The 19,021-nt window shown below is 69.5% G+C and carries 16 protein-coding genes; 11 read left to right on the top strand and 5 right to left on the bottom strand.

Annotated elements, in window-relative coordinates:
* Nucleotides 1–229 precede the first annotated feature (229 nt).
* Nucleotides 230–847 (bottom strand): TetR/AcrR family transcriptional regulator, encoded by a 618-nt coding sequence (locus ACIO9J_RS01650; RefSeq protein WP_401990809.1) that lies wholly within the window; start codon nucleotides 845–847, stop codon nucleotides 230–232.
* A gap of 101 nt (nucleotides 848–948) precedes the next feature.
* On the opposite strand from ACIO9J_RS01650, the gene ACIO9J_RS01645 reads away from it, so the two are divergent.
* Nucleotides 949–2,238 (top strand): MFS transporter, encoded by a 1,290-nt coding sequence (locus ACIO9J_RS01645; protein WP_401990806.1) that lies wholly within the window; start codon nucleotides 949–951, stop codon nucleotides 2,236–2,238.
* Between the two features lie 64 nt (nucleotides 2,239–2,302).
* Nucleotides 2,303–4,609 carry a glycoside hydrolase family 3 C-terminal domain-containing protein gene (locus ACIO9J_RS01640; RefSeq protein ID WP_401990803.1) on the top strand — a complete coding sequence of 769 codons (2,307 nt, stop codon included), beginning with the start codon at nucleotides 2,303–2,305 and terminating at the stop codon, nucleotides 4,607–4,609.
* Between the two features lie 13 nt (nucleotides 4,610–4,622).
* Here the strand turns inward: ACIO9J_RS01640 and ACIO9J_RS01635 are convergent, their stop codons facing one another.
* Nucleotides 4,623–5,549 (bottom strand): formylglycine-generating enzyme family protein, encoded by a 927-nt coding sequence (locus ACIO9J_RS01635; protein WP_401990800.1) that lies wholly within the window; start codon nucleotides 5,547–5,549, stop codon nucleotides 4,623–4,625.
* An 83-nt stretch (nucleotides 5,550–5,632) separates the two neighbouring features.
* Here ACIO9J_RS01635 and ACIO9J_RS01630 point away from each other — a divergent pair, with 83 nt between their 5' ends.
* The 6 genes from ACIO9J_RS01630 (at nucleotide 5,633) to ACIO9J_RS01605 (ending at nucleotide 13,477) form a co-directional block, all read left to right on the top strand.
* A complete protein-coding gene (locus ACIO9J_RS01630) occupies nucleotides 5,633–6,202 on the top strand; it encodes a PadR family transcriptional regulator (RefSeq protein WP_401990797.1) in 570 nt (189 codons plus the stop codon).
* An 8-nt stretch (nucleotides 6,203–6,210) separates the two neighbouring features.
* Complete coding sequence (locus ACIO9J_RS01625) at nucleotides 6,211–7,962, top strand: sulfatase (protein ID WP_401990795.1); 1,752 nt, start codon at nucleotides 6,211–6,213, stop codon at nucleotides 7,960–7,962.
* Nucleotides 7,963–8,075: 113 nt separating this feature from the next.
* Complete coding sequence (locus tag ACIO9J_RS01620; RefSeq protein WP_401990792.1) at nucleotides 8,076–9,419, top strand: MFS transporter; 1,344 nt, start codon at nucleotides 8,076–8,078, stop codon at nucleotides 9,417–9,419.
* 57 nt (nucleotides 9,420–9,476) lie between these two features.
* Complete coding sequence (locus ACIO9J_RS01615; protein ID WP_401990789.1) at nucleotides 9,477–10,679, top strand: glycoside hydrolase family 1 protein; 1,203 nt, start codon at nucleotides 9,477–9,479, stop codon at nucleotides 10,677–10,679.
* A gap of 81 nt (nucleotides 10,680–10,760) precedes the next feature.
* Nucleotides 10,761–11,249, top strand: a complete 489-nt coding sequence (locus ACIO9J_RS01610) for a nucleoside deaminase (protein WP_401990786.1) — start codon at nucleotides 10,761–10,763, stop codon at nucleotides 11,247–11,249.
* Nucleotides 11,250–11,791: 542 nt separating this feature from the next.
* A complete protein-coding gene (locus tag ACIO9J_RS01605) occupies nucleotides 11,792–13,477 on the top strand; it encodes an acetolactate synthase large subunit (protein ID WP_401990783.1) in 1,686 nt (561 codons plus the stop codon).
* 145 nt (nucleotides 13,478–13,622) lie between these two features.
* Here the strand turns inward: ACIO9J_RS01605 and ACIO9J_RS01600 are convergent, their stop codons facing one another.
* The 3 genes from ACIO9J_RS01600 to ACIO9J_RS01590 form a co-directional block, all read right to left on the bottom strand.
* The gene (locus tag ACIO9J_RS01600) at nucleotides 13,623–15,137 is read right to left on the bottom strand and encodes a glutamate synthase-related protein (RefSeq protein ID WP_401990780.1); all 1,515 of its coding nucleotides are present in this window, start codon (nucleotides 15,135–15,137) and stop codon (nucleotides 13,623–13,625) included.
* A 191-nt stretch (nucleotides 15,138–15,328) separates the two neighbouring features.
* The gene (locus ACIO9J_RS01595; protein ID WP_401990777.1) at nucleotides 15,329–16,249 is read right to left on the bottom strand and encodes a hypothetical protein; all 921 of its coding nucleotides are present in this window, start codon (nucleotides 16,247–16,249) and stop codon (nucleotides 15,329–15,331) included.
* The gene (locus ACIO9J_RS01590) at nucleotides 16,239–16,445 is read right to left on the bottom strand and encodes an ATP-binding cassette domain-containing protein (RefSeq protein ID WP_401990775.1); all 207 of its coding nucleotides are present in this window, start codon (nucleotides 16,443–16,445) and stop codon (nucleotides 16,239–16,241) included. The genes ACIO9J_RS01595 and ACIO9J_RS01590 overlap by 11 nt, the downstream gene beginning before the upstream one ends.
* Before the next feature lie 64 nt (nucleotides 16,446–16,509).
* On the opposite strand from ACIO9J_RS01590, the gene ACIO9J_RS01585 reads away from it, so the two are divergent.
* From ACIO9J_RS01585 to ACIO9J_RS01575, 3 genes are all read left to right on the top strand, one after another.
* Nucleotides 16,510–16,689, top strand: coding sequence for a hypothetical protein (locus tag ACIO9J_RS01585; protein WP_401990772.1), 180 nt, complete (start codon nucleotides 16,510–16,512; stop codon nucleotides 16,687–16,689).
* A gap of 747 nt (nucleotides 16,690–17,436) precedes the next feature.
* Nucleotides 17,437–17,865 (top strand): hypothetical protein, encoded by a 429-nt coding sequence (locus ACIO9J_RS01580; protein WP_401990770.1) that lies wholly within the window; start codon nucleotides 17,437–17,439, stop codon nucleotides 17,863–17,865.
* A gap of 285 nt (nucleotides 17,866–18,150) precedes the next feature.
* Nucleotides 18,151–18,993: a DUF6461 domain-containing protein gene (locus ACIO9J_RS01575; protein WP_401990768.1), complete on the top strand. Its 843-nt coding sequence runs from the start codon at nucleotides 18,151–18,153 to the stop codon at nucleotides 18,991–18,993.
* The last annotated feature ends 28 nt before the right edge of the window (nucleotides 18,994–19,021 follow it).

The raw sequence follows: 19,021 nt of genomic DNA, 5'->3' as shown, positions 1-19,021 counted from the left end.
CGTCCGTACGGTCCGACTCGTGCCGTAAGAGGGGTGCACTCCCTGACCGGTTTCCCCTCTTCGCCTGCTTGGGCGGGCCTTCCCAGGCGGTCCCATCGGCTTCGTGGCCATGGCGGACGGCTACCAGATGGAGGTCCTCGCCGCCGCTTCCGCGCCGAAGGGATCACCGCCCTGGACGCCTACGCCCGCGCGGCGTCGGGGCGTGACGTGGCGTGCCAGGGCTGAGGTGCTACGCAGTGTGTGACGCGGCGGGGTCCGATGGGCCGGGCGCCGCCACGAGCATTCGCCAGACGCGGCGGACCTGGTCCGCCATGTCGATGCCGGGGTCGCTCAGCCACTGGAGTTGGATGCCGTCGGACGCCGCGACGAGGGCCGAGGCGGTGAAGTGCGGGTCGAGCCCGGCACTCGCCCGGCCGGCCCGCTGCTCGGCCGTGAGGTGCTCGGCGATCGTGGCCCGCAGCAGGGCGAAGCGTTCCCTGAAGTACGTGTGGGCCGGGTGCGCGGGGTCGGTCGAGGCCGCGGCGAGGGTGACGTAGAGGCGTACGCGGGCGGAGTTGGCGGCGTTCGCCGTCAGGGCCCGAGCCAGGAACTCGCCCGGATCACGCATGGCGTCCGGGCCGTGGAAGCGGGCTTCGGCCGCGCGGTCGCTGGCGCGCAGAACCTCGGTCAGCAGGTGGTCCTTGGACTCGAAGTAGTGCATCAACCCGGTCAGGCTGATGTCGCTCTCCTTGGCGACCATCCGCAGCGTGGTGTTCCGCTCGCCCTCGCGGCCGAAGATCTCAAGGGTGGCCTTGAGGATCTCCTCGCGCTTGGCGACCCCCTTGGGGTAGGAGCTTCTGGCTTTCACGCGCCCACCCTATTCCGCCTGCGTGAACCCTTGCCCGCAAAAACAGTACGCCGTACTGTTTCTTGCCAGTCGCAGGTGCGGCCCACCGAAAGAAGGTCCCGATGGCGAGACCCCCTGGGGAGCTCCGTGCACGCTCCGCGTTGCCCGCCGATCCGGCGGCAGCGGCCCCGCCGCTCGACGGCCGGGCGCTGCGGCGCCTCATGGCCTGCATCGGCCCCGCCAACCTCGGCATCGCCCTCGTGTGGGGAGCCGTCCCCGGTACCCTCCTCGCCCTCCAGATCCAGCGCACGGTCGGCGAGGAGGCGAAGGTCGGCACGCTCGCGATCGTCACCACGGTGGGCGCGCTCGTCGCGATGGTCGCCCAGCCCGTCGCGGGAGCCGTCTCGGATCGCACCCGCAGCCGCTTCGGGAGGCGCGGGCCCTGGATCGTGGCCGGCACGGCGACCGGTGGCCTGGCCCTGATCGGCATGGCGTTCACCCGTTCCATACCGGCGACGCTGGCCCTCTGGTGCCTGGTGCAGATCGGCTACAACTTTGCGATGGGCCCGCTCTCGGCCGTCATGCCCGACCGGGTGCCGCCGCGGAAGCGGGGCCTGTTCTCCACCGTCTTCGGCCTCGGCGCCATGTGCGGCTCACTGCTCGGCCAGGTATTCGCCGCCGCTTTCGAGGATCGGGTCACCACTGCGTACGTAGTGCTCGCCACGCTCGCGACGACCCTGGCGGTCGTCCTCGTGACCCTCAACCCGGACCGCCCGAGCCGGCACGAGACCCAAGAGCCCTTCCGGGTCCGCGAGTTTTTGGGCGGACTGTTGCCGAACCCGCGCAAACACCCCGACTTCTTCTGGGTGTTCATCGGCAGGCTGTGCACCAACCTGTCGTACTTCCTGGTCATCGGCTACAAGCTCTACATCCTCCAGGACTACGTCGGCCTGCACGACGAAGCCATCGACCACGTCCCCGCCCTCGCGCTGAGCGCCGTGGCGGGGCTGCTCCCGGCCGCCGTCCTCAGCGGACCCCTATCGGACCGGATCGGCAGACGGAAGGTGTTCGTGGTGGCCTCGGCGTCGGTCATCGGCTGCGCCATGCTCATCCCGTTCACTGTCCCCACCATGAGCGGAATGACCGCGATGGCCTTCCTGGTGGGCGTCGGCTTCGGCTGCTTCCAGGGCGTGGACACCGCCCTCATCTCCCAAGTGCTGCCGTCCGAGCGGTCCTTCGCCCGCGACCTCGGCGTCGTGAACGTCGCGGCCACCCTGCCGCAGGTCCTTGCCCCCGCCATCTCCGGAGCCGTCGTCCTTTGGCTCGGCGGGTACCGGACGCTTTTCCCCCTCGCCATGGCCTTCGGGCTGCTCGGCGCTGCGGCGGTCCTGCGAGTGAAGGGGGTCCGCTGACCGCAGCCGACCACCGCAACGTCCGCACCGCGCATCAACCCGCACCACGCTCCAAGGAGAAAGCATGAACAACCCGAATCAGCCGGCGCAGACGCCCGGTGAGACGGTGGCCCGGCTGAGCCTCGCCGAGAAGGCCGATCTGACCACCGGCGCGGGGTGGTGGCACACCATCGCGCACCCGGACGCCGGGATCCCGGAGATCCGCCTCTCGGACGGCCCCCACGGGCTGCGGCTGCAGAACGACACCCAGGCCGACCATCTGGGCATCAACAACAGTGCTCCGGCCACCTGCTTCCCGCCGGCCGTCACCCTGGCGAGCACCTGGGACACCGACCTTGCGGGGCGGGTCGGCGGCGCGCTGGCCCGCGAGTGCCTCGCGCACGGCGTGCACGTGCTGCTCGGACCAGGCGTCAACATCAAGCGCAGCCCGCTGTGCGGCCGGAACTTCGAGTACTTTTCCGAAGATCCGCTGCTCAGTGGGGTGTTGGGGGCGGCCTGGGTCAAGGGCCTGCAGGCGCAGGGGGTCGGCGCCTCGGTCAAGCACTTCGCCGCGAACAATCAGGAGACCGGCCGTATGTCGGTCAGCGCGGACATCGACATACGCGCGCTGCGCGAGATCTATCTTCCGGCCTTCCGCCGCGTGGTGGCAGAGGCCGAGCCCTGGACGGTCATGTGCGCCTACAACCGGGTCAACGGCGTGCACGCGTCGGAGAATCCCTGGCTTCTGACGGACGTCCTGCGAGGCGAGTGGGGTTACGACGGCCTGGTCGTCTCCGACTGGGGCGCCGTCGTCGACCGGGCGCGGGCCCTCGCCGCCGGGCTCGATCTGGAGATGCCGTCCTCGTCAGGCGCCGGCCCTGCCCGTGCCGTCACGGCCGTGGAGTCCGGTGAACTCTCCGAGGAAGCGCTGGACCGCAGTGCAGCGCGGGTTGTGGCACTCGCCCGCAAGGCGGCCACGCACGCGCGCCCCGACGCCGCCTACGACCCGGCCGCCCACCACGACCTGGCCCGCGAGGTCGCCACGCGCGGGGCGGTACTGCTCAAGAACGACGGCGCGCTCCTCCCTCTGGACCCCGACACGCCTCAACGCATCGCGGTCATCGGCGAGTTCGCGCGCACACCCCGCTACCAGGGCGAGGGCAGCTCGCGCGTGACCCCGACCCGGCTGGACGACGCATTGACCTCGATCATCGAGGCCGCGCCCGCGGCACACGTCACCTTCGCTCCCGGCTTTCCCGTCGACGCTCCGGACGTCGACGCGGCCGCGCTGCACGAGGAGGCCGTCCGCACGGCCGAGAGTGCGGACGTGGCCGTGCTCTTCCTCGGTCTCCCGCCGAGCTTCGAGTCCGAGGGCTACGACCGCGAGCACATCGAACTGCCCACCGAGCAGAGCAGGTTGCTCGCCGCTGTCGTCGCGGTGAACCCGAACGCCGTCGTGGTCCTCGCCAACGGTGGCGTGGTCCGCCTGGCCGGGTGGATCGACGACGTACCGGCCGTACTGGAGGGCTGGCTGCTCGGCCAGGCGGGCGGCTCGGCCACCGCCGACCTGCTGTTCGGCCGGGCGAACCCGTCGGGACGCCTCGCGGAGACCATCCCGCAGCGACTCGCCGACACCCCGGCATACCTGGCCTGGCCGGGCGAGAACGGTCATGTCGCGTACAGCGAGGGCCTGTTCGTCGGCTACCGCCACTACGACGCCCGCGACATGCCGGTCTCCTTCCCCTTCGGACACGGCCTCTCGTACACCACCTTCGACTACGCGGACCTGCGGGTCGCATCGGACGCCGCCGGGATCGACGTCACCGTGGCCGTCACCAACACCGGGGAGCGGGCCGGTCACGAGGTCGTCCAGGTGTACGTGGCCGCGCCGGGGGAGCGGGTCCGGCGTCCCGTAAGGGAGTTGAAGGGCTTCGCCACCGTGTGCCTCACGCCGGGCGAGACCCAGAACGTCACCGTCCGCGTCGCCCGCGCCGACCTCGCCTATTTCGACACCGCGGCCGGCACCTGGCTCGTCGAGGGACTCGACCACCGCATCGACGTCGGGTCCTCCAGCCGGGACATCAGGCTGACCGCGACGGTCCCGGTCAAGGGCGACGTGTACGCCGAGGAGCCGGGCGCCGACTCGACCGTCGCGGTATGGCTCGCCCACCCGGTGGGAGGTCCGGCCATCGAGGCACTGCTGCTCAGGGTGCAGAAGTCCATGGGCGACGCCTACCCCAAGGAGAGAAGCCCCCGCCACCGCATGGTGGCCAACATGCGCCTCAGCCAGCTCGCCCAGATCCCGATCGTTCCCCTCGGCTTCGACGACGTACAGCAGCTGGTCGAGAGGGTGCGGTCGGCCGCGGGCACCGGGGGGCAGGCGACACCCTGACCCCCGGAGCCCCTCACGCACCGACGGTCCGGAACCCGCAGTTTCCGCTGCTGGAGGCGGGCGTGTTGGCCGAGCGGGCGGCCACGCGGTAGCGGTGGCAGTAGGTGTGGTGGCACAGGTAGGAGCCGCCGCGCATGACACGGCGCTCGCCGCTCTGCGGCCCCTTGGGGTCGGCGGCGGGGGAGTGGGCGTAGTAGTCGGGGGCGAACCAGTCCGCGCACCACTCCCAGACGTTCCCGGCGACTTCGTGAAGACCGAGGCTGTTGGGCGGGTACGCGCGCACCGGGGCGGTGGCCAGCCAGCCGTCCGCGCCGGTGTTGGCGTACGGGAACGTGCCCTGCCAGATGTTGCACAACCACCGTCCGCCGGGGGTGAGTTCGTCGCCCCAGGCAAAGCGGCGGCCTTCGAGGCCGCCGCGGGCCGCGTACTCCCACTGCGCCTCGGTGGGCAGGCGGCGACCCGCCCACGCGCAGTAGGCCATGGCGTCGTCCCACGCCACGTGCACCACCGGGTGGTCCGACTCCGCGGTGGACAGTGGGCCGTGGGGGTGGCGCCAGTCGGCTCCCCGTATGTCCAGCCACCAGGGGGCGGCCGGGTCGTTCCCGATGATGTCGGCCCGCTCGGCGGCGACGGCCAGGTGGAACACGGCGGAGCTGCCCTCCTGTTCGGCGACGGTCACGTACCCCGTGTCGTCGGCGAAGGCCCGGAACATCTCCACGGTCACCGTCGTGACGTCGATCGCGAACGGCCTCACGCGTACCGCGTGCACGGGCTGTTCGCCGTCCGCCGGATAACCCTCGCCGAAGGCGTCGCCCATCAGGAACTCGCCACCGGGGAGCTCGACTTGGTCGTGTGCGGGCGGCACGCGGGCCGGCGAGGGGAGCGGTCCTGTCGAGCAGATCCGGGTTTCCGGTACGCAACATCCCATTGACGTCTCCATGACGCGAGTATATGAATTCTCACCTAGGTGAAACTGCACATAGCAATCTCGCACACCGCTTCCGCACAAGGGAGTCCACGTCCGTGAAGTTCGAGTACGTCCTGCTCGGCCTGCTGGCCCGTCGCCCCTACAGCGGGTACGACCTGCGCAAATGGCTGGAGACCGAGGGGCAGTTCGTGTGGGCTCGCGCCCACCACAGCCAGATCTACCGGAAGCTCGCACAGATGGAGACCGACGGCTGGATCCGGCACGAGGTCGACGCGCGTGAGGGCCGTCCCGACGCCAAGGTCTACCGCCTCACACCGAGCGGGCACGACGTGCTCCTCGCGTGCGTGCACTCGCCCTACGAGCCGCCCAGCCGCTTCCAGGAGATCGACTTCCTGGCCCGGTTCAGCATCACGGCGCCGCTCGACAAGGAGGCGGCGATCCGAATCGTCGAGACCGAACTCGACCACCGCCGCGCACAGATCGCCAAGAACCGCAACCGCGATCGCACCCTGCACTACGAGGACCCGCTGCCCGAGCTGGACCAGGACCTGGACCGGCAGGTGCACCAGGCACTCCACGAACTCGGCGCGTCCGCCATGGACCGCTGGGTCGCGTGGCTGGAGCGGACCCTGCACCGTCTGACCGAAGGGAAACCCGTCCAATGAGGGCGATTATGGTGATGTTCGACAGCCTCAACCGGCACATGCTGCCGCCCTACGGAGGCGACTGGACCCACGCACCGAACTTCGCACGCCTCGCCGAGCGGGCCGTCACCTTCGACAATGCGTACGCCGGGTCGATGCCCTGCATGCCGGCCCGCCGCGAGATCCACACCGGGCGGCACAACTTCCTGCACCGCAGCTGGGGCCCCCTTGAGCCGTTCGACGACTCGATGCCGGAACTCCTCAAGCAGAACGGCGTGTACACGCACCTGGTCAGCGACCACCCGCACTACTGGGAGGACGGCGGCGCCACCTACCACGGCCGCTACAACACCTGGGAGTTCTTCCGCGGCCAGGAGGGCGACCCGTGGAAGGGGCAGGTGGCCGACCCGGAGATACCCGAGGACCTGAAGCGGATACGGTTCGGCGCCTACCGCCAGGACTGGGTGAACCGCCCCCACATGGCCACGGAGGACCGGCACCCCCAGACCCTCACCTTCGACGCGGGCCTGGAGTTCATTCGCACGAACCAGGAAGCCGACCGATGGTTCGTGCAGATCGAGACGTTCGACCCCCACGAGCCGTTCTTCAGCCACCAGCCCTACAAGGACCTCTATCCGCACGACTACGAAGGGCCGCACTTCGACTGGCCCGACTACAAGCGCGTGGTCGAAACCGACAGCCAGGTGGAGCACGCACGCTTCGAGTACGGGGCGCTCCTGTCGATGTGCGACCACTCCCTGGGGCGGGTCCTCGACACCATGGACGAGCTGGATCTGTGGGACGACACCCTGCTGATCGTCAACACCGACCACGGGCTGCTGCTCGGCGAGAAGGGCTGGTGGGGCAAGAGCGTCCAGCCCTGGTTCAACGAGCTGGTCCATCTGCCGCTGTTCGCCTGGGACCCGCGCGAGAGCATCGCGGGCGAGCGGCGGTCGGCACTGGTGCAGACCGTGGACCTGGCGCCGACCCTCCTGGAGTTCTTCGGCGTCGACCTTCCCGCCGACATGCGGGGCGCGCCGCTCCCAGTCGCCGAGGACACCCCGGTGCGTGAGGCAGGACTGTTCGGCATCCACGGCGGACACGTCAACGTCACGGACGGCCGCTACGTCTACATGCGGGCGCCCGCCTCTCCCGACAACACACCTCTGTACGAACACACCTTGATGCCGACCCATATGCGGGGCCGCTTCTCACCCGCCGAACTCGTGGACCTGGAACTGGCCGAGCCGTTCGGCTTCACCAAGAACGTGCGCACCGTGCGCGTACCGGGCCGCACCCTCGTCAACCCGTACCACCACGGCACGCTCCTGTTCGACCTGGAGAGCGACCCCGAGCAGAACATCCCGCTGCTCGACGACGACGCCGAACTGCGCATGGCCACCCTCCTGGTGGAGCTCATGCGGGCCAACGAGGCACCGCCCAGCCAGTACGAACGCCTCGGCCTGCCCGCCCAGGGGCCGGTCACGGAGCAGCATCTACTGGTCCGGACCCAGCGTGAACAGGCGGACCGGGCGGCCCAACCGCTGCCCCGGGCCGAGGAGTTCGCGGAGGGGCGTCTCTCGCTGCGTACGCCTCTCAAGGCGCTGATCTCCGACCCGGTCGCCGTCGAGGTGCTGCGCAGACACCTGCCCGGCGTCGTCGACTCCGAGCTGCTGCAGATGATCGGCGCCACACCACTCATCGATGTCGCCGCCATGGCGGGTGCGCTCTTCCCGCCCCCGAACCTCCGCCGGGTCGCCGAGGAGCTCGCCCAACTCTGAGACAACAGCGGCCAGTTCGGCCGGTGGCGGAGTTGCCGCCCCGCCACCGGCGTACGCCATCCCCCTCCCGCAGACCTCCCGCGAAGAGAGTCACAGAGAAAAGAGACGGCCCGATGCCCGAGCAACGCCAGAGCACCGTCATGCCCAAATCCGAGGTACGGGTGAAAGGGCGCTGGCGGCAGCTGTCCCTGCTCGGCGGCACCATGCTGGTCGACAGTACCGAGGCGAGCCTGGTAAGTAGCCTCTTCCCACTGATCCGGCAGTCCCTCGGGGTCTCACTGGGCGCGCTCGGCATTCTGACCGCCGCAGGGAAGATAGTGGGTGCCTTCACCGGGCCCCTGTGGGTGTGGGTGGCGGAGCGCTGGTCGCGCAAGAGCGTCCTCGTCGTGGCCACCGGGCTCTGGGGCGTGTGGGGCGTGGCCGCGGGCTTCGCACAGAACTTCGCCCAACTCCTCGTCCTCTACACCGTCCTGGCAGCGGGCTACGCGGCCGCGCACCCCATCATCACCGAACTCATCGGCGACTTCTTCGGGGGATCGACCCGCGGCCGTGCGATCGGTGTGGTCTACGGCGCGGTCGCGCTGGTGAGCGCGGTGATCGGCCCGCTCAAGGGTCAGCTCGCGGGCCTCGACGAGGGCTGGCGCTGGGGCCTGTGGGGCGTCGGCACCTTCAACATCCTGCTCGGCCTCGCCATCTGGCTGTGGTTCCGCGACCCGGGACGGGGCGCGTCCGAGGAACAGCTCGCCGACCTCGATCACGCCACACGCAACGCCCACTCGAAGCTCACCTGGGCCAAGGCGTTCTCGCTTCTCAAGATCCGCAGCCTGGTCGTCCTGCTGATCTCCCGCCTCCTGTCGGGACATCTCCTCGTGGGCGCCTTCGGCGTCGTATACCTGGTGGACGAGTACGGCTTCAGCACGCAGAAGGCGTCCATCGTGCTGTTCCCCTTCGGCATCGGCTACTTCCTGGGCACACTCCTGGGCGGCTTCGCGGCGGACCGGGCCACCCGGCGCAGCCCCCGCCACGGCCTGGTCACGGTCCTTCAGGCGGCCCAGTTCGCCTTTGCGGGCTTCGCCTTCTTCGGCACGCAGTTCGACTACGGCAACATCGCACTGTTCAGCGTCTTCTTCGCCCTCATGGGAGCGGCCCAGGGCGTCAACCCGAGCGTCAACCGCCCGATGGTCATGGCCATCACCCCACCAGAGCTGCGCGGCGCCGCCTTCGCCCTCTACGTATCTGTCTTCGAGGCGATCGCCTGGGCCGCGTACAGCCTCGGCGCCGGTTTCCTCGGCGACGCGATCGGTCTCCGCACCGTCTTCCTGTGGGCGCTCGTCATCCTCATGCTGGCCAACGGCATCTTCCTGACGTTCCTTCACCGCACGTACGCCGAGGACGTGGCCCGTGTCCAGGGCGAACTGCACGCGCGTCGCGAGAAGGCCCACGCCCGCACCACCTGACCCCTCAGGCCCCCCGCGGGCGGACACGCACGTGACCACACAAGAGAGAAGCAACTCATGACGCATGCACGACGTCTGCCCGACGGATTCCTGTGGGGCGCCTCCACCGCCGCCCACCAGATCGAGGGCGGCAACACCAACAGCGACTGGTGGGAGTTCGAGCACAGCGATATCCCTTACGTCAAGGAGCCCAGCGGTGATACCTGCGACAGCTATCACCGCTGGCGCGAGGACATGGACCTGCTGGCCGAACTCGGCTTCACCGACTACCGGTTCAGCATCGAATGGGCTCGCATCGAGCCTGCCCCGGGCGAGTTCTCCCGCGCCGCCATCGCCCACTACCGACGCATGGTCGAGGGCGCCCGCGAACGCGGGCTGCGGCCCATGGTGACCTTGCACCACTTCACCAACCCCCTGTGGTTCGCCCGGCGCGGGGGGTGGGCCGCCGCCGGATCGGACGAACTGTTCGCCCGCTACCTCACCGCGGCCGCACCCATCTTCGCCACGGACGTGGCACACGTGTGCACCATCAACGAGCCCAACATCGTCGCTGTCATGGCCGCCGCGCAGGCGGTCCTCGCCTCCGGTCAGGCCGTGAACTTCGCCGAGGACCCGCCGGCTCCGGACGAGGCCACCACCGATGCGCTGGTACAGGCGCACGCACGCGCCGTCGAAACGGTCAAGTCCCTTGCCCCGCACGTGGGTGCCGGCTGGTCCGTCGCCAACTTGGTGTGCCAAGCCCTGCCCGGATCCGAGGAAGCCGCCGCGGCGTTCCGGCACCCACGTGTGGACGTCTTCCTGGAAGCGGCCCGCGGGGACGACTGGCTCGGTGTGCAGGCGTACACCCGGACTCTCATCGGCCTGAAGGGCCGGCTGCCCGTACCCCAGGACGCGGAACGCACCCTCATGGGCTGGGAGTACTACCCGCAGGCGCTGGGCCACGCCGTGCGGCACAGTGCTTCCGTCTCGGCCGGTACGCCGCTGATCGTCACCGAGAACGGCATCGCGACCGCCGATGACACCCGGCGGATCCAGTACACCACCGGCGCCCTGGACTCCCTCGCCGCCGCCATGAGCGATGGCATCGACGTCCGTGGCTACTTCCACTGGAGCGCCCTGGACAACTACGAATGGGGCCGCTATGAGCCCACCTTCGGATTGATCGCCGTGGACCGCGAGACCTTCGTCCGTACCCCCAAGCCCTCGGCCGCCTGGCTTGGCGCGGTGGGCCGCACTCGCGTGCTGCCCGTGGTGGACTGACGCCTCCTGACGGACCCCGGGCACCCTCTCGGCCGACGTGCAGGGACGCCTGCTACTCCCCCCTACGATCAAGGAGCGACTGTGTCGTACGACAAGCCCCAACCACTGGACGAACGCCATCTGCTGGCTGCGATCGCGCTTGCGGCCGCCGCCCGCGAGAACGGCAACCACCCCTTCGGTGCCCTGCTGACCGATGCCGAGGGCAACGTCGTCCTCGAAGCCGAGAACAGCGTCGTCACCGACTCGGACGTGACCGCCCACGCCGAAACCAACCTGGTGCGCAAGGCATCACGCGCCCTCACCCCAGAGCAACTGGCTGCCTCCACCCTCTACACCAGCACCGAACCGTGTGCGATGTGCGCGGGAGCGATCTACTGGAGCGGCATCCGCCGTGTCGTCTACGCCCTGGGCGAGGACGAGCTGTGCGTCCTCGCGGGCGTCGGCGGCGACCACCCCCTGCTGGCACTGCCCTCCCGTCAGGTCTTCGCCCACGGCAGTCCCGTAGTGGAGGTGTCGGGCCCGTTCCTCCACGAGGAAGCGGCTGCCGTGCACGCCGACTTCTGGTCCTGACCCGGCCCGGCGCGCCGAAGCCACACGCCCGTTGCGGAAGGCTCGACAGTCCTGCCGAATCCGTTGACGGCCCCGTCCTCACCGAGGCGGACCGCATCAGCTGTTCATACGTCCTCGCGGGCTTCCGACCCGACGGGCTGCGGCGGCGCCCCGAGGCCCGCACGCACGCCTTGGGGAGTGTCTTTCCGATCATCGGATCGTTGGTCTGCTCGTGAGGGATGGGGAGATTTCTGATGCCGCCTGGGCGGTGATCGAGCCGTTGCTTCCAGCTTGAACCTGCCGAGCCAGTAGGCGCCGATCTCGTCCACCCGCTCCAGCACGCGGGTGAACGCCGTCCCCGTCGTCCGTGTCGGCGGCCAGCGCAGCCGCTCCAGCTCCGAGAACCGCGCCCTCTGACGACGAGGAACGCCGGGCGGCGATCAAGAATCCGAGGGTCTGGCTCGTAAGACCCGGTTCGCAGGCGTCCGAGCGGTGGGCCGGGGTAGACGACTGACCGGTCCGCGCATCGGCGCGGCCGGAACCCGGGAGAGGACACGATCAGCGTGAGCGACGCCGAGAACCGGAAGCAGACCCCCGACGGAGCGGCCGAACTCCTGGTGCGCTGCCTGGAGAACGAGGGCGTCGAGGTGGTGTTCGGCGTGCCAGGCGAGGAGAACATCCGTTTCACCAACGCCCTCGCCCGCTCGGAGAAGATCCGGTACGTCCTCACCCGGCACGAGCAGGCCGCGTCCTTCATGGCGGAGATGCACGGCCGGCTCACCGGCTCGGCGGGTGTGATGTCGGCGACGCTGGGGCCCGGCGCGATCAACCTGATGCTGGGCGTCGCCGACGCCATGACGAACAGCACGCCCGTCGTCGCGATCTCCGCGCAGGTCGGCAAGGAGCGCAACTACAAGGAGTCCCACCAGTTCGTGGACCTGGTGAGCATGTTCGCCCCGGTCACGAAGTGGTCGGCGGACGTCCCGGCCACCCGGGCCATCCCGGAGATGGTGCGGCGCGCGTTCAAGACCGCGGAGTCCGAGCGGCCCGGCGCCGTCTACCTCGCCGTGCCCGAGGACGTCGACGAGGCGACGGACGGCTCGGACCTGCGCCCGCTGCGCAGGAACGTCGTACAGCCCGAGGCGCCGTCCCCGAATCAGATCAAGCGGGCGGCGGAGCTGCTGCGGGAGGCCCGCCGGCCGGTGATCCTCGCCGGACACGGCGCGGCGCGCGGCGGCGCCGAGGAGTCGCTGTCGGTGTTCGCCACCGCACTCGACGTGTCGACGGCGACCACCTTCCACGGCAAGGGCGTCCTGCCCGACGACCACCCCTGCGCGACCGGCACGTTCGGCTTCATGCGGCGCGACTACACCAACTTCGGGTTCGAGGAGGCCGACGTCATCATCGCCGTCGGCTACGAGCTGCAGGAGTTCGACCCGTCCCGGATCAACCCGGACGGCGACAAGAAGATCATCCACATCCACCGCTTCCCGGCGGAGGTGGACGACAGCTACTCGGTCGACGTCGGCATCATCGGCGACATCTCCGCCTCCCTCGACGCCCTCGCCACCGAACTCGACGGCCTGCGCTGGACCATCGACGACGAGGACACCGCGGCCACCCGCGCACTGCTGGCCAAGGAACTCGAGCAGGGCGCCGCGGACGAGCGCTACCCGCTCGCCCCGCAGCGCGTCATCGCCGACACCCGCGCCGCGCTCGGTCGCGACGACATCGTGCTGGTCGACACCGGCGCGCTGAAGATGTGGATGGCCCGGCTCTACCCGACGTACGCGCCGAACACCTGCCTCATCTCCAACGGCTTGTCCACCATGGGCTTCTCGCTGCCCGGCGCGCTCGCGGTCCAGCTCGCCAGGCCGCAGACGAAGGTGCTGGCGGCGGTCGGCGACGGCTCGTTCCTCATGCACTCCCAGGAGATCGAGACGGCTGTCCGCGAGAACATCCCGCTGACCGTGCTGATCTGGGAGGACAACGGCTACGGGCTCATCAGGTGGAAGATGGACCTGGAGGTGGGGGAGAGCTCCAACACCGACTTCGGCAACCCGGACATCGTCCAGTACGCCCGCAGCTTCGGCGCGAAGGGCTACCACATCGAGTCCGCCGGGGACCTGCTGCCGACGCTCCGAGAGGCCCTGGCGGACCCGGGCGTGTCGATCATCAACTGCCCGGTGGACTACGCCGAGAACATGAACCTCATCGAGCACCTCGGGCACCTCGACTCGGCGCTCTGACCCGCCCGCGCGGCGCGGCCCGACCCCCGTACGGGCCGCGCCGCCCGGGCCGCTGTCACGCCTTGCGCGCAGCGGCCCGCCCCGAGGACCGCTGATCAGGCCGCAGTCGTATCTCCGCGTACCCGACGAGGGGGCAAGGACGTGCTCAGGCAGTGAGCAGCTCGGTGATCTCATCGGAGAGCTTGGGGCCGAGCGAGCCCCAGCCGTCCTTGTAGCCGTAGATGCTCGCCAGGGTGCGGGCGTCGTAGTCGCCGTTGAGGATGTCGATGTCGGTGGGGGTGATGAGCGAGGGATGGGCGACGCCGACGGCGCCCGAGACCCTCAGCAACTCCCTGCGCAGGGTGCGCAGGTAGCCCGCGGCCCGGATGGCCTTCGAGGGTGCGTCGATGCCGCGCGTCAGCCACGGGTTCTGGGTGGCGATGCCGGTGGGGCATGCGTCGGTGTGGCACTTCTGCGCCTGGATGCAGCCGATGGACAGCATCGCCTCACGGCCCACGTTGACCATGTCGACGCCGAGGGCGAACGCGACGACGGCGTTCTCGGGCAGGCCGAGCTTGCCGGAGCCGATGAAGGTGATGTCGTCGGTCAGCCCGCGCTCGGCGAACACGCTGTAGACGCGGGAGAAGCCCATGCGGAACGGCAGGGACACCGAGTCGGCGAAGATCAGGGGAGCGGCCCCGGTGCCGCCCTCGCCTCCGTCGACGGTCACGAAGTCGACCCCTCGATCACCTCGCTCCATCAGGGTGGCGAGTTCCTCCCAGAAGCCCATTTCCCCGATGGCGCTCTTGATCCCGACGGGCAATCCGGTCTCCGTGGCGAGCAGTTCCACGAAGTCGAGCATCGAGTCCACGTCGTGGAACGCGGTGTGCCGCGACGGCGACGCGCAGTCCTTGCCCGCGGGGATGTCGCGGATCCCGGCGATCTCGTCGGTCACCTTCGCACCTGGCAGCATGCCGCCGAGCCCCGGCTTCGCACCCTGCGAGAGCTTGATCTCGATCGCCTTCACGGGCCCGCTCGCGACCACGGACTTGAGGTCGTCGAGGTTGAACGTCCCGTCCTCGTTGCGGCAGCCGAAGTACGACGTACCGATCTGGAGGATGAGTTCCCCACCGTTGAGGTGGTAAGGCGACAGGCCGCCCTCGCCGGTGTTGTGCATCGTCCCGGCCAGCGCCGCGCCCTTGTTGAGTGCCGTGACGGCCGCGCCGGACAGCGAGCCGAAGCTCATCGCCGAGATGTTGACGACACTCGCCGGACGAAACGCCTTCGCGCGGCCTCGTGGTCCGCCGAGCACCTTTGCCGAGGGCAACGGCGCCTGCGCGTCGCGCAGATCGGGCAGTCGACCGGCGAACGTGCGCTGCTTCACGTACGCGTGACCCTGCTCATGCTCGACGTCGTTGTCGGTGCCGAACCCGAAGTAGTTGTTCTCCTCCTTCGCCGACGCGTATATCCAGCTGCGCTGGTCACGGCTGAAGGGCCGTTCCTCGTCGTTGGACGCTACGACGTACTGCCGCAGCTCGGGGCCGATCTTCTCCAGCAAGTACCTGGCGTGCCCCAGCACGGGGAAGGTCCTCAGCAGTGCGTGCTTCTTCTGCACGAGGTCGCGGGCTGCCACCAGCGCCAACGCCGTGGCGGCTGACGCGCCTATGTTCCGAGCACGCATGAAAGACGTTCCTCTCCTCGACTGGCCGAACCTCACCACGACCGGCTACCCCACGCCAGCGAAATGCCACGGGAGGGCGGCGAAGACTCTCCTCTTGCGCGCGGTCGGGGAAGCGGGCGCAGGGGCTGAGGCCGAGGCCGGAGATCTTCTTGAGGGTGGCGTCCCAGCTGACCGTCAGTTGGTAGTCGTCCTTACCGGCGATCACGGAGAAGCTCCGCTTGCCGATGGATTCGCTCAAGTCGACTTCCCCACGGTGTCGGGCGGGGGCCCTGATCCAGGTCGAGTTGAAGTCCCCCACGCAGAGGGCGGGCCGGACACCACCCGTCGTACAGATGGTGCCCTTGAGTTGGAGCGCCTCGTTGTACCGGTAGTCCGGTCGGGGCGCGCCCACCAGCATGCCGCCGGCCGTTGCCGCCCTGGTTCTCGGTGTTGCCGCCGAGCAGGGCCCACTGCCCCGGACGCCGGATCGGGTTGTTCGCCGAGCGCAGGTGGAGCAGGTAGCGGCCGTGATCGTCGGTGAGTACGGCCGCGGTGCTGGGGGTGACCGGCCAGCCGATCGCGACACGGGTGTGCTCCTTGACGAACACGTGCCGGATATCTGCCGTGGCCGTCGACGTGGGATCACCGCCGGCCAGGGGGCGCACGGTGATGCGCGGGCAGAGAGCGGCACGGTGGTTGCGCTGCCAGTGCCGGACTTGGCCGACCATCTCCTGGGCGGCCAGGTGGCTGTGGGGACCGTAGCCCTGGACGACGAACTCGTACACGCCGTGCCCGTCGCCGATGCGGTCGGTGGCCAGCCGCGCGAGGGAGGCTCCACGAACGATCGCGGCACCGGGCCAGTGCTTGGGTGGCGGGTTGAGGACCCCGTTGTCGCCGTCGGGGTCGACCGACAGACGGCAGAACCCGGGCAGGGCGCCGACCAGGTAGAGAGGGAGAGCATCGAAGGGTTCCTGCCCGCCGACGGTGACGTGCGTGTGCACCACGGTGGGCTCACGGGTGTGGGCGGGCGCGAGTTCGTCGACGGGCAGCTGGGCGCCGTTCTCCCAGGAGAGGTGGACACCGGTGCCGGGGACGGTATGCCGGTTCGTGTTCCAGGCGCCGTCACCTTGCATGGCGACGAACCCGCAGACGATGAGCGGCTCGTCGCTGTGCAGGGCCCCGTCGCGCTTGGTGAAGCCGATCGCCCAGTGGCACCCGTGCAGGCGCAGTGGCGCGACGCCCCGACAAGACCTTCATTAGCGTGCTCTTGCCGGAGCCGTTCTCCGCTACCACGGCGGTCACCGACCCCATCGGCAGGGGCAGAGACACCTGCTCCAGGGCAGCCGTGTCCCGGTCGGGGTAGCAGCAGGTGACCCGATCCAGGACGATCTCCTTGACCCGGTTAGGATCCCTCTACATCCGCGACCACGGCCGGTTCCTCACCCAGGCCGCGCAGCGCACCATCCCCACAGGTGGCGAGCCGGTATTCGGCCTGTTCTTCGGTGAGTTGGCCGAGCGCCTGCCCAAGCCCCGGCTCGCCGCGGTCGGTCACGCGGTCCCGGCAGGGAACTGAACCGGCCGCTCCGGCGAGGAGATCAAGCCGACGGCGTCGTAAGAGAGGGGCCACGGAACCATCCCTGGGCCCTCATGCGTTCACCCAGGCACCACTGGTTCGGCGATGAGGCGAGGAGCTGAGCGGGCAGACAACTGCAACCCCAACACATCGTCCTCGGCGGCCGCGAGGTGGTCGCCCTCACCATGGAGGAGTACGAGCACCTACTTGCCGGCCGACGGCAGATCGGCGGCCAGAGCACCAAGGTGTGCGTGCTGGCTCAGCAGGCCAAGCGAACCCGGCGCTTTCTTTTGGAGCTGCAGGAGTTGGTGGTCGACTGCACTCCAGCTGCCTGCGCCGCATCACCCCACGAGGGCCAGGGCGCCGCAGACGCCGACTGCCCGCGCTGCACCCTGGCAGCCCCTGTTGCATGCGTCTGCCGCCTGGAGTCACCGCGACAGGCGCGCGCAGAGGACGGCCATCGACTCCCCGCCTTCGGCGGGGAATTCGGGATCCGACAGCCACTGGGCGATGTCCTATGGGTCCTGCGGCGAGTTCTCGCTCACCTCGGCCAGCATCTTTCAGCGCCAGACTCCTGTGTCGGGTGCGGCCAATTCGTTGAGTGAGACAGGCGAGGTGAGCCCCAGCAGCTCGGCTGTCACACGGCAGAGACGGCTCTCGGGCATGACGGCCAGGCCGGGCTCTGGTAATGACGCGGCGGCGGTTCTCACCCCGAGGGGCGTCGGCGGGCAGGGTACTCAAGCCCGGGTGCTGCCGGAAGAGCTCTTGTACGAAGGCGACCAGTCGCTCGGCGAGATCGGCGCGGGTGTGCTCGTCTGCATCGGCGGACAGCTGGTCGAAGGCCGCGCCGACGGGGTCGATGAGTGGGTCGTTCATCAGGTCGGTCCAGGCGGCCATGCCCTTGGGGCCGAGCACCCTGCCCATCACGGTGACGACCGAGCGGTCCGCCTCGGACATCGGAGTGTCGGCCCCGGCGGTGGCGAACTGCGGCGGCAGGTCGGTCGGCGCCGACTGACGCAGTATGAAGCCGAGTCCCATCCTGGCCCGCTGCAACCGCTCGATGGTGGCCGCCAGTTCGGCGTCGAGCGCACGCAATGCTTCCTCCGGATGGTCGTCGGCCTCGCCCATATCGGCGATCTGGGACAGCGAGAACCCCCAGGTCGACCAGGTGCTTGATGCGCAGCAGCCGGACCAGGCGGGCCACGGTGTACTGCTTGTAGCCGTTGGTGCGACGTTCGGGCTCGTCGAGCAGGCCGACCTCGTGGGAGTGCCGCACCGCCCGCAGGCTGGTGCTCGCCACGAAGGAATCGGTCGTGGGCCTCCCGGGATTCGGCCTCTACGAGCCCGTAACAAGATCATGTTTGCCGACATGGACTCGGCAGCGTGACTCGAGGGCGGGCTCCAGATGTAACGGCCAGCTTGCGCCGGGCGTTGTCAGTGGCATCAGGCACACTGCGCTATATGAACTTGGTGACCGCGCACGACTACGCCTGGATCCGCACCTCGCAGCTCTTCCGCCACATGATGGAAAGTGGATACACCCTGACACTGATACGGGGGCGGGCCCCGCGCGAGGTGCTCCGTGCGATGGAGGCGGAACCGCGCGGCACCGGGCAGGGAACGGCCGGGCTGATCGAGGCGGACGACGCCCACCGCGCCGAGGGGGGCTACGACTACTGGGACGAGTCCTACGTCGCGGGCGCCTTCAACACCCTGGGCGAGAACGGCGACTGGGCACTCGTCCTGGGCTTCGACGGTGGCCTGGGGATCGCGGGCGCGTGCGTGGAGACGCTGTCGAGGGGCGGCCGGGTTGTGGCGCACTCGACCAACGGCGGCAAGCCCATCCACCTCTTCCACTGGTTCGAGGACGGCGAGCTCCGTACGACGTTCGAGGGCCCCTCGTCGCGCGACGGCAACACCCCCGATGAACTGGTCCCCCTGCTGCGGGAGGTCGGCTTCCCTCTGACCCCTGAGGGCGAGCACGACGCGAGCGCCCCGGACGTCGACGGGAAGGCGGCGGTCCTCGCTCTGGCCGAGAGACTCACCGGCATACGCGTTACCGAATCCTTCCTCCAGGACGCCACGTATGAGCTGGGACTCGTCCCCGAACAGCCCGCCGAGGAGTGGACCGGCGTGGGCATCGACATCACCGATGCCCACGGGGAGCACCTGTACAGGGAATGGACCTACGAGGAGATCGCGACGGCGTCGGACCGCGCACGGGCGGAGGCAAACGCGCCGGTCGTGATCACCTACAACAAGCCTCCGACCATGGGTCGTTCGGACCATCAAACGGGTGAGTAGCGAGTGAGCGCGTGGAGGGTGCCGCGGC

Source organism: Streptomyces sp. NPDC087300, from assembly GCF_044744425.1.
Classification (GTDB): domain Bacteria; phylum Actinomycetota; class Actinomycetes; order Streptomycetales; family Streptomycetaceae; genus Streptomyces.
The sequence above is the reverse complement of the archived record's forward strand: the minus strand, read 5'-3'. Positions and strand labels throughout refer to the sequence as shown.

Coding starts and splice junctions, on each gene's coding strand:
- ACIO9J_RS01620 (WP_401990792.1), top strand. CDS start 8,076: ATGCCCGAGCAACGCCAGAGCACCGTCATGCCCAAATCCGAGGTACGG.
- ACIO9J_RS01640 (WP_401990803.1), top strand. CDS start 2,303: ATGAACAACCCGAATCAGCCGGCGCAGACGCCCGGTGAGACGGTGGCC.
- ACIO9J_RS01625 (WP_401990795.1), top strand. CDS start 6,211: ATGGTGATGTTCGACAGCCTCAACCGGCACATGCTGCCGCCCTACGGA.
- ACIO9J_RS01645 (WP_401990806.1), top strand. CDS start 949: ATGGCGAGACCCCCTGGGGAGCTCCGTGCACGCTCCGCGTTGCCCGCC.
- ACIO9J_RS01595 (WP_401990777.1), bottom strand. CDS start 16,249: ATGCAAGGTGACGGCGCCTGGAACACGAACCGGCATACCGTCCCCGGC.
- ACIO9J_RS01575 (WP_401990768.1), top strand. CDS start 18,151: ATGAACTTGGTGACCGCGCACGACTACGCCTGGATCCGCACCTCGCAG.
- ACIO9J_RS01600 (WP_401990780.1), bottom strand. CDS start 15,137: ATGCGTGCTCGGAACATAGGCGCGTCAGCCGCCACGGCGTTGGCGCTG.
- ACIO9J_RS01615 (WP_401990789.1), top strand. CDS start 9,477: ATGACGCATGCACGACGTCTGCCCGACGGATTCCTGTGGGGCGCCTCC.
- ACIO9J_RS01635 (WP_401990800.1), bottom strand. CDS start 5,549: ATGGAGACGTCAATGGGATGTTGCGTACCGGAAACCCGGATCTGCTCG.